Genomic DNA, 12,433 nt, shown 5'->3' on the forward strand with positions numbered 1-12,433 from the left:
TCACTTGACCGGGAAGAGTGCTTGGGCTGGCTGCGCGCATCCTCGATCGTCTCGGCCGCGACTTTGGCCTCGCGTCTCCTGGGCTTCCTGCGCGACGTCCTCCTGGCGCAGAGCCTGGGTGCCGGCGTGGCCGCCGACGCCCTGCTGGTGGCGCTCAAGCTGCCGAACCTTCTGCGCCGGCTGTTCGCCGAAGGTGCCTTCTCCGCCGCCTTCGTCCCGCTGTTCAGCCAGATCCTGACGAGCGACGGCCGCCCCAGGGCGCTGGCCTTTGCGGGCCGGGCGCTGACCGCGCTGGGCCTGGTGCTGACGGTGGCCACCGGCCTGGCGCTGCTCGCCATGCCGCTGGTCATCCTGGTGCTGGCTCCCGGCTTCGACCCGCTCGACCCGCGCCGGGACCTGGCGGTGGAACTCGCCAGGCGCACCTTCCCCTTCATCCTGTTCGTGTCGCTGGCGGCACTCCTGGGCGGCGTGCTGAACGTGCTGGGCCGCTTTGCCGCCGCCGCGGCGGCACCGGTGATCCTCAATCTCGTGATGATCGCGGTGCTGCTCTGGTACGGAGGCGAGCCCTTGGCGCTGGCGCGCGTGCTGGCCCTGGCCCTGCCGGTGGCGGGTGCCCTGCAACTCCTGCTGCTCTGGCAAGCCTGCAGGAGCGCCGGTGCGCCGATCCGCCCCCGGGCCGACCTCGCCGACCCGCAGCTCCGCCCGCTGGCCCGCCGCATCCTGCCCGGGATCGCCAGTGCCGGCGTCTATCAGGTCAACGTGGTGGTGGTGACGGTGATGGCGACGGCACTCGCCCCCGGGGCTGTGTCCTTTCTTTATTTCGCCGACCGGCTGGCCCAGTTGCCGCTGGGGCTGATCGGAGTCGCCATCTCCACGGCACTCCTGCCGATCGTGGCGCGGCGGATGGCGGAAGGCCGGCTGGAGGAGGCGCGCGCGGTGCGCGACCAGGCGGTCGAGATCGCCCTCCTGCTCACCTTGCCGGCTGCGGCCGGGCTCACCGCGCTGGCCCTGCCGATCGTAAGCATCCTGTTCGGCCGGGGCGCCTTCGATGCGGCGGCCACGGTCGCCACCGCCGCGGCGCTGCAGGCCTTCGCGCTGGGCCTGCCGGCAGCCGTGCTGGTCCGGATCATGGCCGCCACCCTGTTCGCCCGGGGCGACCTGCGGACACCACTGATGGGCGCCATCGTGGCGCTGGCGGTCAACCTCACGGTGGGCCTGGCCACGCTCGGCAGCCTCGGCCATCTGGGGCTGGCGACCGCGGCCAGCCTGTCGAGCTGGGCCAATCTCGCCGTGCTGGTCCGCCGGATCGGCCGGATCGAGGGCCGCGCCTTTTCCCGGCGCACCAAGCTGCGGGCGCTGGGCGGGCTCGTCTGCGCGATCGTCGCCGCCTCGGTCGCCGTGCAGGCACTGCGCGAGATGCAGCATCTGGAGCCGCCCATGGCGCTCGGCGGTGCGATCCTGGTGGCGGGGCTGGCCTTTCTCGGCATGGCGGCGGTGGCGCGGGTGGTCCGGCCGCAGGAACTCGTCGCACTCTTCCGGGACCGAGCTTGACGCAACGGTCGCGAGCCGCCATCCAACCGCGCTCGACCGTCCGTACCGTCCCGCTACGAAGGCTCGTCCATGTCCGGCCGCATCTTTTCCGGCGTCCAGCCGACCGGCGCCCTGCATCTCGGCAACTATCTGGGCGCTATCCGGCACTGGGTCCGTCTGCAGCAGGACTACGAGGCGATCTACTGCGTGGTCGACCAGCACGCGATCACCCTGCCCCAGGATCCCAAGGAGCTGAAGGGTGCCATCCGCGAGGTCGCCGCGGCGCTGATCGCCTGCGGCATCGACCCGGACCGCTCGATCCTGTTCAACCAGTCGACCGTCCCGGCCCACGCCCAGCTCGCCTGGGTGCTGATGTGCCAGACGCCGATCGGCTGGCTGAACCGGATGACCCAGTTCAAGGAAAAGGCCGGCAAGCAGCGCGACAACGCCTCGGCCGGACTTTACACCTACCCGGTGCTGATGTCGGCCGACATCCTGGCCTACAACGCCACCCACGTGCCGGTCGGCGAGGACCAGAAGCAGCATCTGGAGCTGGCGCGCGACACGGCGGGCGCCTTCAACCGCCAGTTCGGCGTCGACTTCTTCGTCCTGCCCGAGCCGATGATCCTGGGCGAGGCCACCCGGGTCATGTCGCTGCGCGACGGCACCAAGAAGATGAGCAAGTCGGACACGTCCGACTACAGCCGCATCAACCTGACCGACGACAGCGACACGATCGCCCAGAAGATCAGGAAGGCGAAGTCCGACCCGATCGAGGGGATGAGCTACGACTTGGCCGGGCGCCCGGAGGCGTCCAACCTCCTGACGATCTACGCGGCCCTGGCCGATCAGCCGCGCAGCCAGGTCGAGGCGGAGTTCGCCAGCGCCAACTTCTCGGCCTTCAAGGGGCGGCTGGCCGAATTGTGCGTCGAGAAGCTCTCGCCGATTACGGCCGAGATGCGCCGCCTGCTGGCGGATCCGGCCGAGATCGACCGGATCCTGGACCGGGGTGCCGAGAAGGCCGATGCCATCGCCGGCCCCATCCTCCGGCAGGTCTATGATATCATCGGCTTCCGGCAGGCCTAAAGCCTTCCAGCCGCCGGGGCGGCGCGCCATCTGTCCCGGCAGCTTCCGTTTCACTCCAAGGATCGATAATGGCCGTCTCGGACCCCTCCATTCCCGCCCGGCGCCCGCTCCTGCGGCGCGCGCTCCTGGGCCTGCCGGCGCTGCTCGTGCTGGCCGTGGCGGGCTGGTACCTGGTCGGCATGGCCGTGGTGCACCGGATCGACGACGACCCGGACTTCGCCACGGCCACCACGGCACCCGAGGGCGGCTCGCGCGCGGTGGCGGCCATGGCCGACCTCGTGTCCCGGGAGATCGACCAGAACGAGTGGACGCCGAACGAGCCGTTCTTCAAGCCGGGCGTCCTGCTCGACAACATGCCGAACTACCAGATTGGCATCGTCGCTGCCGTCCAGCGCTTCGGCGTATCGGTGCGCGACCGCCTGGCAAGGGTGCGCGGCTCCTCGCAGGCGGACGCGGACCTGACCCGCGCCATGGGCCTCCTGGCCTATCCCGGCAATGTCTGGGTCTGGAACCCGGCGAACTCCTGGGCGCCCACCGCCACCACCGAGAGCCAGTACCGCCAGGCCGTGACTGCACTGCGCGCCTATAACGGCCGGCTGGCATCCGGCGAGGCGACGCTGGAGCTCAGGGCGGACAACCTGCTGGAAAGCCTGGACGCGATCGCCTCGGACCTGGGCTCCACCTCCGGCGCGGTCTACCAGGCGATCGATCTCAGCGGGAACCGCTGGCTCGACTTCTCGGCTGACGACCTGTTCTACACCGCCAAGGGCCAGCTCTACGCCTACTACATCCTCCTGCGCGAGCTGGGGCTGGACTATGCCGACGTGATCCGCGAGCGGGGTGCGGCGTCGAGCTGGACCGAAATGCTCGACAGTTTCCGACTCGCTGCGACGCTTCAACCGTGGGTGGTCGTGAACGGAGGACTGGAAAGCCAGTTCAAGCCCAACCATCTGGCCAGCCAGGGCTTCCTCCTGCTGCGCGCACGCACGCAGTTGCGTGAGGTGACCAACATCCTCTTGCGTTAGTGGCACACGGTCGCCACCTCAGGCGCAAGGAGAAATACCCCATGTTCATCCAGACCGAGCAGACGCCCAATCCGGCGACCTTGAAGTTCCTCCCCGGCCGCACCATCGTCGAGCAGGGGCAGGTCGAAGTCCTCGACGCCGACGAGGCGGAGCAGGTCTCCCCGCTGGCGCGCCGGCTGTTTGCGGTGGACGGGGTGCGCTCGGTGTTCATCACCCGGGATTTCGTGGCCGTCACCAAGCAGGCCGCGGCCGACTGGTATGTGCTGAAGCCGGCCGTGCTCGGCGCCATGGTCGAGCACTTCATGTCCGGCGAGCCGGCGGTGGTCCAGGCCGAGGCGGAGGCGTCGCACGCTGGCCATGCGCCCGAGGACGACGAGACCGTGACCAAGATCAAGGAGCTCCTGGACACGCGTGTCCGCCCGGCCGTGGCCAATGACGGCGGCGACATCGTCTTCCACGGCTTCGAGCGCGGCGTGGTCTACCTGCACATGAAGGGTGCCTGTGCCGGCTGCCCGTCCTCGGTGGTCACGCTGAAGAACGGCATTGAGAACCTCCTGCGTTACTACGTGCCGGATGTCGTCGAAGTCCGCGCGATCGACTGAGCCTCCGGCCGGTCCGGTGCGCGTCCTGGCGATCGGTGGGACCGGTCTGGTCGCGGCGGCCGCCTGCCTGGCAGACGCCGACGGCGTGACCGTGACCGGCCGGGCGACCCGGGCTGCTGCCGCCGAGGCCGACCTGCTGCCGACCCAGGTGCAGGCCTGCCTCCACCAGGCCGGCTGGCGCGTCGATGAGCTCGACCTGATCGCCTGCGGGGTCGGGCCTGGCGGATTCACCTCGATCCGGGTGGGCGTGGCGCTCGCCCGAGCACTGGCGCTCGCCACTCGTGTGCCGGTCATGGCCGTCTCGACCTTCGAGGCGCTGGCGGTCGCCGCCCGGGCCGGCGGCATCGCGGCGCCCTTGCGGATCGTGGTGCCCGGCGGCCGGGGCAACTGGCATGTGCAGGACGTCGATGCGGCCGGGCGCTTCGGCCCGATCTCGACGGATTCCTCCCCGCCCGGCCCCGCTGCCGGCTTCCAGCTCGTCGGCGAGGTGCCCGAAGCGGTGCAGCTCGTGGCCGGTGCCGAGGAGGTGGGCCTGGCGGCGGCCGGACGGCTGCTGGCCGGCGAGCAGGGAATGGCTGGCGAGATGCTGGTGCCGCTCTACCTGCGCGGTGCCGATGCCCGGGAAGGTGCCGGGCGGTCGCTGCTGGATCTGGCCGGAGCGGCCTGATGGCGTTGATCGCCCTGCCCCGGCCCGGCCAGATCGCCGTCAAGAATATCGGGCCCTTCGACCTCGGGCGGCTGGCACGGCTTCATCGCGGCTGCTTCGACGACGGCTGGTCGAGATCGGACATCGCCCATCTCTTGTCCCTGCCGGGCAGCTTCGGCCTGATCGCGCGCTGCTTCGACCGCGGCTTCTCCGCGATCGACGGGCTGCGCGGGGTCGGGTTCGCCATCTGTCGGGTGGTGCGCGACGAGAGCGAACTATTGTCGATCGGCGTCTTGCAACCTTGGCGCAAGCGGGGCGTCGCCGGAATGTTACTGGAAACCGCGATGTTCCGGGCGCATGAAGCCGGCGCGGAAGCGATGTTCCTGGAGGTCGCCGTCGACAATGTCACGGCGCAGAGCCTGTATGAAAGATACTGTTTCGAGCGGGTCGGCACGCGGACCGACTATTACCACCGACCGGACGGCCGCAAGACCAGCGCCTATACGATGAAGGCCTCCCTCGGGAGCCTCAGGTCGCGGGCCCGCCTGGGCTAGTCCTTCCCCCGGCGCACGACAAGCTCGAAAATCCCCTTGTCCACAGCTTCGTGAGCAATGACCTCGTGTCCATGGTCGACCAGGGAAACGGGGACATTACTCAGCGGTTCACCCTCGCGCAGCCGAATGCGCAGCATGTCGCCGGGTCGCATCTTTTCGAGTGCCAGCTTTGCACGAACGAACGTGATCGGGCAGGTGTCGGCAGTGATGTCCAGGGTTGCTTCAGTTGACGGCACTTCAACTAGCCTTTTCTGACACGATTTTTCTCGCTGACCCCTTGCGGGCGCGCGTTGAAGAAATATAGTAGTGGCTCGTCTAATACCAAGTAGGCCGGGAGCCCATACGCTGAGATGGCGGATCAGTTGACCCAGAACGAACTCCTGTCGTTGACGACGGAGATCGTCGCGGCACACGTGTCGAACAACACGGTGTCGTCCACCGACCTGCCCGACCTCATCAGGCTCGTATATTCGTCTCTGTCGTCTCAGGGCGTCGAGATCAAGGAAGAGCCCCAGGAGAAGCTGACCCCGGCCGTGCCGGTGAAGAAGTCGGTCACGCCTGAGTACATCATCTGTCTGGAGGACGGGAAGAAGCTGAAGATGCTCAAGCGGCATCTGAAGACCCGTTATAATATGTCTCCGGAAGACTATCGCAAGCGCTGGGGGTTGCCGGACGACTACCCGATGGTCGCGCCCGCCTATGCGGAGCAGCGCTCGTCGCTGGCGAAGAAGATCGGGCTCGGCACCAAGCCGCGTGCCCGCGGCCGCCGTTCGGCCTGACCGCAACCGCCCGGCGGGAGGTGGGCCCTCCGGCCTGAGCCTCCCGCACCGGTGCCGCGGACAGCAGCGCCAGCCTCCAGTATCGGCGCCCCCGGCACCGACGGCATGGCTGCGCAGCGAAGCGTAACTTGACGCGTCGAGCCGCGCTGGGAATAACTCGGCGCGGTAAAACCATTTCTGGTTGGCGGGTGACGAAGAAGCTCTTCATCAAGACCTATGGCTGTCAGATGAACGTCTATGACTCCGAGCGTATGGCCGGAGCTCTGGCACCACATGGGTATGCCGCCACGGATCGGATCGAGGACGCGGATCTCGTCGTCCTCAATACCTGCCATATCCGCGAGAAGGCCGCCGAGAAGGTCTATTCCGAGCTCGGCCGGGTCCGCCTGCTGCGCGACCAGCGTCGTGCCTCGGGCGACGACCTGACGATCGCGGTGGCGGGCTGCGTCGCCCAGGCCGAGGGCGAGGCCATGCTCGAGCGCGCCCCCTTCATCGACGTGGTGGTGGGCCCGCAGGCCTATCACCGCCTGCCGGAGATGCTGGCGAGGCGCGGCCGGACGGCGCGAGGCGTGGTCGACACCGACTTTCCCCTGGAAAGCAAGTTCGACGAGCTGCCGGCGGCGCTCACGCCCGTGGGCCCGTCCGCCTTCCTCACCGTGCAGGAAGGCTGTGACAAGTTCTGCACCTTCTGCGTGGTGCCCTATACCAGGGGTGCCGAGGCGTCGCGCCCGGCCGCCGCGATCCTGGCCGAGGCGCGCCAGCTCCTGGCCCAGGGGGTCTGCGAGATCACCCTGCTCGGCCAGAACGTCAACGCCTATCGTGGCGAGGGCCCGGACGGCCGGAGCTGGAGCCTCGGCCGGCTGATCCGCGCCCTGGCCGAGCTCGATGGGCTGGCGCGGATCCGCTACACGACCTCGCACCCGCGCGACATGGAAGATGAGCTGATCACGGCGCATCGCGACGTGCCGCAGCTCATGCCCTTCCTCCATCTGCCGGTGCAGTCCGGCTCGGACGCGCTGCTCCAGGCGATGAACCGCAAGCACGGTGCCGACGACTATCTCCGGCTGGTCGACCGGCTGCGTGCGGCCAAGCCCGACCTGGCCCTGTCCTCCGACTTCATCGTGGGCTTTCCCGGCGAGACCGACGAGGACTTCCAGGCGACCCTGCGGCTGGTCGAGCAGGTCCACTACGCCCAGGCCTTCTCCTTCAAGTACAGCCCGCGGCCGGGCACGCCCGCCAGCCTGATGAAGAAGCAGGTGCGCGAGGCAATAAAGGCCGAGCGGCTGGCGGCCCTGCAGGAACTGTTGGAGGCGCAGCGGCGTTCGTTCGACCAGCAGAGCATCGGGACGGTGATGGAAGTGCTGATCGAGCGTGACGGGCGGGACGTGGGCCACAAGGCCGCCCGCTCCCCCTGGCTGCAGATCGTCCATTTGGCGGGGGAGAACCTCCGCGTCGGCGACCTGTGCCGCGTCGAGATCACGGGCGCCAACCCGCGCAGCCTGTCGGCGCGCCTCCTGCCCTCACCCACTGTCCAACGAGGACGCGCCGCTTGAAGCCGCTCCTGCCGATGGCGGAACTCGACCACGCGGATCGCCGGGTCGTCCTGCCGGACAACCGGCTTTGCGCCACCGTGTTCGGCCAGCACCACAGCCATCTGGCCCGGATGGAGCAGCTGCTCCCGGTCAACCTGGTGGCGCGTGGCAACGAGGTGATCGTCCATGGCGACGACCCGGATGCCGTCAACGCCGCGGCGACCGTGCTGCAGGAACTCTATGTCCGGGCCCGCGGCGGCGAGCAGATCGGGCGCAACGAGGTGGATGCCACCGTACGCATGGTGACCGCGGGCGAACCCTCGCCGACCGACGGCTATCGCGGCCAGCAGGCGGCGGTGCGCACCGAGCGCAAGCTCGTGGTGCCGCGCACGCCCAACCAGGCGCGCTACCTGGAGGCTTTGCAGAAGAACGACCTGGTCCTGGGCCTGGGCCCGGCCGGCACCGGCAAGACCTATCTGGCGGTGGCCGCCGCGGTCGCCGCGATGAAGGCCCGGACGGTGGAGCGGCTGATCCTGTCGCGCCCGGCGGTCGAGGCCGGCGAGCGGCTGGGCTTCCTGCCCGGCGACATGCGCGAGAAGGTCGATCCCTATCTGCGCCCGATCTACGACGCGCTGCACGACCTCCTGCCCGAGGGCCGGCTGGAGCGCGCGATCGAGACCGGGCAGATCGAGATCGCGCCCCTGGCCTTCATGCGCGGCCGCACCCTGCGCAACGCCGCGGTGATCCTGGACGAGGCGCAGAACGCCACGCCCATGCAGATGAAGATGTTCCTCACCCGGCTGGGCGAGAACTCGCGCATGGTGGTGACCGGCGATCCCAACCAGTCCGACCTGCCGCACGGCGTGACCTCGGGCCTGCAGGACGCGGTCGACCGGCTGAGCGGCATCGATGGCATCGCGGTCGTGCGCTTCGATGCGTCCGACATCGTGCGCCATCCTCTGGTGCAAAAGATCGTGCAGGCCTATGAGCCTCATGAACCGCCGTCCGCGACGTTCGAGGACGGCGTTGCGAGGACGCTCGGCCGCGGGCCGAGTAATCCGGCTAAGGAACAATGAACGACGACAGTAGTCACCCGATCGAGGTGGCGGTCGAGGCGGAAGCCTGGCAAACGGCCGTCACCGATCCGATCGGGCTGGTGCGGAGCACTGCCCAACTCGCCTTGGCGGAGGCGGCTCCGGCACCGTTGCAGGACGCGCAGCTCTCGGTGGTGTTGACCGACGACCCGCGCATCCGCCGCCTGAACCACCAGTGGCGCGGCAAGGACAAGGCGACCGATGTCCTGTCCTTCCCGGCCTATGACCCGGACCTGCCTTTGCCGCCCGGCTGCCGGCTGGAGCTCGGCGACATCGTGATTGCGCTGGAGACCGTGCAGCGCGACGCGGCCCAGGCCGGCCTGCCGCTCGACCAGCATCTGCGCCACATGGTCGTCCACGGCGTCCTGCACCTCTTGGGCATGGACCACGAGACCGGCGAGGCCGATGCCCTGGCGATGGAGCGGCTGGAAGCGTGGATCCTGGCCCGGTTCGGCATCGGCGATCCCTATCTGGAGGCAGTCCGGTGAGGCAACTGCAACGGCGGGCCGAGCAGAACCCGTCGCTGTTCAGCGATCTGGTGCGCCGGCTGCGCAGCTTCGCGGGTGCCGTCGATGCCTCGGATGGCAGTCTGCGCACCCGCATCGAGCATCTGATCGAGGGCGACCTCGACGAGGAGGGCGACCAGAAGCTGGTGCCCGCGGTCCGCGAGCTGGTCCTGAACGCGCTGGCCTTCGGCGAGCTGCAGGTCGCCGACGTCATGGTGCAGCGCCCGGACATCAAGGCGGTCGCCAAGGACGCGTCGCTGGCCAAGGTGCTGGAGACCATGCAGATCGGCATGCACACGCGGCTGCCGGTCTATGGCACGGCACTCGACGACGTGATCGGCATGGTCCACGTCAAGGACCTGCTGCCCTTCATGCTCAAGCCCGAGGGCTTCGATCTCGCCGCGGTGACGCGCCGGGTGCTGGTGGTGCCGCCGTCCATGAAGGTGCTGGACCTCCTGCGCGAGATGCGGGACACGCGGGTCCACATGGCGGTGGTAGTGGACGAGTTCGGCGGCACGGACGGCCTGGTCACCATGGAGGACCTGGTCGGCGAGATCATCGGCGAGATCCCCGACGAGCACGACCCGGCCACCGACGGGCAGATCGTCCGCCAGCCGGACGGCACGGTGGATGCGGATGGCCGCGTCTACCTGGACGACCTCGAGCAGTTCCTGGACATCGAGCTGGTGGACGAGGAGATGCGCGAGGAGGTCGACACGCTGAGCGGCCTGGTCTCGTCCCTGGTCGACCGGATCCCGGCGACCGGCGAGAAGATCCCGCATCCGGCGGGCTTTCTGTTCGAGATCCTGGACGCGTCGAGCCGCCGGATCGAGCGTGTGAAGATCCACGACCAACGTGCTGCCCGTACAGGCGAATTCGAGGTGATGGGTGACTGACCCGGCTCCCGGGAACCGGATCGAGGCCATCCTTCTCCGCCATCCCCTGCTCGCCTGCCTCCTGGCAGGTGCTGCGGCCGCCCTGGCCCTGCCGCCCTGGCACGTCCTGCCGGGTCTGCTCGGCTTCGGCGTGCTGGTGCTGGCGATCGCCCGGGCCCCGGGCGTGATGCGGGCCGGGCTCGCAGGGCTGGCGTTCGGGCTGGGGTTCCATCTGGTCGGCCTCTACTGGGTCGCGATCGCCTTTTCCGCCGAGGCGGCCGGCGTGGCGGTCCTGGCCCTGCCCGCCACCTTCCTGCTCTGCCTGGCATGCGCCCTGTTCGTCGCCGCCTACGGGATGATCCTGCGCCTCCTGCGCATCCGCCGGCCGCTGGCGGTGGTGCTCGGCTTGGCGGCATTGTGGGGCTTCGGGGAATGGCTGCGCGGCACCCTGTTCGGCTTTCCCTGGAACCCGATCGCCCTGGTTTGGTCGGTCAGCGAGGCCAGCCTGCAGATCGTGGCGCTTACCGGCTCGCCCGCCTTATCGGTCGTGACGGTCGCCGCTGCCGGCATTGCCGCCCTGGTCGTTACCGGGCCTGGGCTGCAGGCACGGCTGGCGGGGCTGGCCGTGCCGCTGCTGCTCACCGGGATTGTGCTGGGCCATGGCGCCTGGCGCCTGTCCCAGCCGCTGCCGCCGCCCACAGAGCTGGAGCTGCGGGTCGTCCAGGGGAACATCCCGCAGGACCGCAAATGGGACCCGCAGCGGCTGCGCGAGAACTTCCTGACCCATATCGAGCTGGCCGAGGAGCCGGCCCCGGTCCAGCCGCGGCTGATCATCTGGCCGGAGAGTGCGGTGCCGTTCTCGCTGGAGCGGGACGAGGTGGCGCGTACCTATCTGGCGCAGATCGCGCAGAAGGCCGGCGGGTTCGTGGTCACCGGCGCCAACCACTATGCCGAGGACGCCGACGGCCAGCCCTTTGCCAACAACAGCATCTACGTGATCGACCCGGAGGCCGCGGTCGCCGCGCGCTACGACAAGGTCGATCTGGTCCCGTTCGGCGAGTACCTGCCGCTGCGCGGGCTCCTGGGGGCGATCGGGCTGGAGGCGGTGGCGGCCCGGGGCGAGTTCCGGCCAGGCTCCGGCCGGACCACGCAGGAGCTGCCGGGCATCCCTCCTTATAGCCCGCTGATCTGCTACGAGGTGGCCTATCCTTCCGCCGCCACCGACGGCAGCGGCCGCGCGCAGTGGCTCCTCAACGTGACCAATGACGCGTGGTTCGGCAGGAGTGCCGGCCCCTGGCAGCATCTGGCCCTGGCGCGGATGCGCAGCGTGGAGGAAGGACTGCCGCTGGTGCGCGCCGCGAACACCGGCGTGTCGGTGGTGACCGACGCCTATGGCCGGATCCTGGCCGAGCTCGGCCTGGGCGAGCGAGGTGTCATCGACGGGAAGCTGCCCGCTTCCCTGCCGGAGCGGCCGATCGGCGGCCGACTAGGTTCACTTTGGGGTTGGATAGCAATCGGCCTATTCGCCATGGCTTGCCTGTTCGTTGAGTTTCGTTCACAACAGGACACTGATTGAGCGAACAGGCTCGCCACAATGACGATCGAGCATCCGGACCCGGTTGATGTCCATGTCGGCAAGCGTCTGAAGCTTCGCCGCACGCTCGTAGGGATGAGCCAAGAACGGCTGGGTGAACTGCTGGGCGTAACGTTTCAGCAGATACAGAAGTACGAGCGCGGCGCCAACCGTATGGGCAGCTCTCGCCTGTTCGCGATTAGCCGAATTCTCGACACGCCGGTGGCCTGGTTCTTCGACGAGATGGACGAGGCCCCGCAACACGGGCTGGCCGAGGACCGGGGCGGCCGGTTCGATTTCTCCGGCGCGCCGCGCACTGCTCCCACCCCGTCGCTCAAGGTCTCCGGCGCGGCGGTGGAGAACCGGGAAACACTGGAACTGGTGCGCGCGTTCCATCGCATCGACGATCCCACGATCCGCCGCCGCCTGGCCGAGCTGGCCAAGGCGCTGGCCGGCCTGTCCCCTGCCCGCCCGCCGGCGGATCGGGCGTATTCCCCGGGCAACGCGGCCGATTGGTCGCTGTCCCGCTCGCACCGGTCTTCTTGACCGGCACGTCCCTGCCGTTCAGAAGCATCCACGGTCACCATGGCGCATTCGGCCTGACCAGTAGCTGGCGGCCTGACCAATAGCT

14 protein-coding genes are annotated in these 12,433 nt (G+C 69.0%); 13 read left to right on the forward strand and 1 reads right to left on the reverse strand.

What is annotated here, in order from left to right; all coding sequences use genetic code 11:
- Window positions 1–21: 21 nt before the first annotated feature.
- From murJ to HLA95_RS09270, 6 genes are all read left to right on the forward strand, one after another.
- Window positions 22–1,551: a murein biosynthesis integral membrane protein MurJ gene (gene murJ, locus HLA95_RS09245; RefSeq protein WP_222183080.1), complete on the forward strand. Its 1,530-nt coding sequence runs from the start codon at window positions 22–24 to the stop codon at window positions 1,549–1,551.
- A 69-nt stretch (window positions 1,552–1,620) separates the two neighbouring features.
- Window positions 1,621–2,616 (forward strand): tryptophan--tRNA ligase, encoded by a 996-nt coding sequence (gene trpS, locus HLA95_RS09250; RefSeq protein ID WP_191061477.1) that lies wholly within the window; start codon window positions 1,621–1,623, stop codon window positions 2,614–2,616.
- A 68-nt stretch (window positions 2,617–2,684) separates the two neighbouring features.
- Window positions 2,685–3,641: a DUF2333 family protein gene (locus HLA95_RS09255; RefSeq protein WP_191061476.1), complete on the forward strand. Its 957-nt coding sequence runs from the start codon at window positions 2,685–2,687 to the stop codon at window positions 3,639–3,641.
- 41 nt (window positions 3,642–3,682) lie between these two features.
- Entirely contained in the window at window positions 3,683–4,243 is a 561-nt protein-coding gene (locus tag HLA95_RS09260; RefSeq protein WP_191061475.1) for a NifU family protein, read from the forward strand.
- A gap of 16 nt (window positions 4,244–4,259) precedes the next feature.
- Window positions 4,260–4,910: a tRNA (adenosine(37)-N6)-threonylcarbamoyltransferase complex dimerization subunit type 1 TsaB gene (gene tsaB, locus HLA95_RS09265; RefSeq protein WP_222183082.1), complete on the forward strand. Its 651-nt coding sequence runs from the start codon at window positions 4,260–4,262 to the stop codon at window positions 4,908–4,910.
- Window positions 4,910–5,443, forward strand: a complete 534-nt coding sequence (locus tag HLA95_RS09270) for a GNAT family N-acetyltransferase (RefSeq protein ID WP_191058349.1) — start codon at window positions 4,910–4,912, stop codon at window positions 5,441–5,443. Before tsaB ends, HLA95_RS09270 begins: the two co-directional genes overlap by 1 nt.
- On the opposite strand, the gene HLA95_RS29090 is transcribed toward HLA95_RS09270, so the two are convergent.
- Window positions 5,440–5,679 (reverse strand): sulfurtransferase TusA family protein, encoded by a 240-nt coding sequence (locus HLA95_RS29090; RefSeq protein ID WP_191058350.1) that lies wholly within the window; start codon window positions 5,677–5,679, stop codon window positions 5,440–5,442. The two genes, HLA95_RS09270 and HLA95_RS29090, sit on opposite strands and share 4 nt — an antisense overlap.
- Window positions 5,680–5,793: 114 nt before the next feature.
- Here HLA95_RS29090 and HLA95_RS09280 point away from each other — a divergent pair, with 114 nt between their 5' ends.
- The 7 genes from HLA95_RS09280 to HLA95_RS09310 all read left to right on the forward strand — a co-directional run bounded on the left by HLA95_RS09280 (window position 5,794) and on the right by HLA95_RS09310 (window position 12,348).
- Window positions 5,794–6,222 (forward strand): Ros/MucR family transcriptional regulator, encoded by a 429-nt coding sequence (locus HLA95_RS09280; protein WP_159712480.1) that lies wholly within the window; start codon window positions 5,794–5,796, stop codon window positions 6,220–6,222.
- A 188-nt stretch (window positions 6,223–6,410) separates the two neighbouring features.
- Window positions 6,411–7,775: a tRNA (N6-isopentenyl adenosine(37)-C2)-methylthiotransferase MiaB gene (gene miaB / locus HLA95_RS09285; RefSeq protein ID WP_191058351.1), complete on the forward strand. Its 1,365-nt coding sequence runs from the start codon at window positions 6,411–6,413 to the stop codon at window positions 7,773–7,775.
- Window positions 7,772–8,830 carry a PhoH family protein gene (locus HLA95_RS09290; RefSeq protein WP_223861399.1) on the forward strand — a complete coding sequence of 353 codons (1,059 nt, stop codon included), beginning with the start codon at window positions 7,772–7,774 and terminating at the stop codon, window positions 8,828–8,830. The genes miaB and HLA95_RS09290 overlap by 4 nt, the downstream gene beginning before the upstream one ends.
- Window positions 8,827–9,336, forward strand: coding sequence for an rRNA maturation RNase YbeY (ybeY, locus tag HLA95_RS09295; RefSeq protein WP_191058352.1), 510 nt, complete (start codon window positions 8,827–8,829; stop codon window positions 9,334–9,336). The genes HLA95_RS09290 and ybeY overlap by 4 nt, the downstream gene beginning before the upstream one ends.
- On the forward strand, window positions 9,333–10,250 hold the full coding sequence (locus tag HLA95_RS09300; RefSeq protein ID WP_191058353.1) for a hemolysin family protein: 918 nt from the start codon (window positions 9,333–9,335) through the stop codon (window positions 10,248–10,250). Before ybeY ends, HLA95_RS09300 begins: the two co-directional genes overlap by 4 nt.
- Window positions 10,243–11,805 (forward strand): apolipoprotein N-acyltransferase, encoded by a 1,563-nt coding sequence (gene lnt, locus HLA95_RS09305; RefSeq protein ID WP_191058354.1) that lies wholly within the window; start codon window positions 10,243–10,245, stop codon window positions 11,803–11,805. Before HLA95_RS09300 ends, lnt begins: the two co-directional genes overlap by 8 nt.
- A gap of 18 nt (window positions 11,806–11,823) precedes the next feature.
- On the forward strand, window positions 11,824–12,348 hold the full coding sequence (locus HLA95_RS09310) for a helix-turn-helix domain-containing protein (protein ID WP_191058355.1): 525 nt from the start codon (window positions 11,824–11,826) through the stop codon (window positions 12,346–12,348).
- Window positions 12,349–12,433: the final 85 nt, after the last annotated feature.

This window comes from Geminicoccus harenae, assembly GCF_019800005.1.
GTDB classification, from domain to species: domain Bacteria; phylum Pseudomonadota; class Alphaproteobacteria; order Geminicoccales; family Geminicoccaceae; genus Geminicoccus; species Geminicoccus harenae.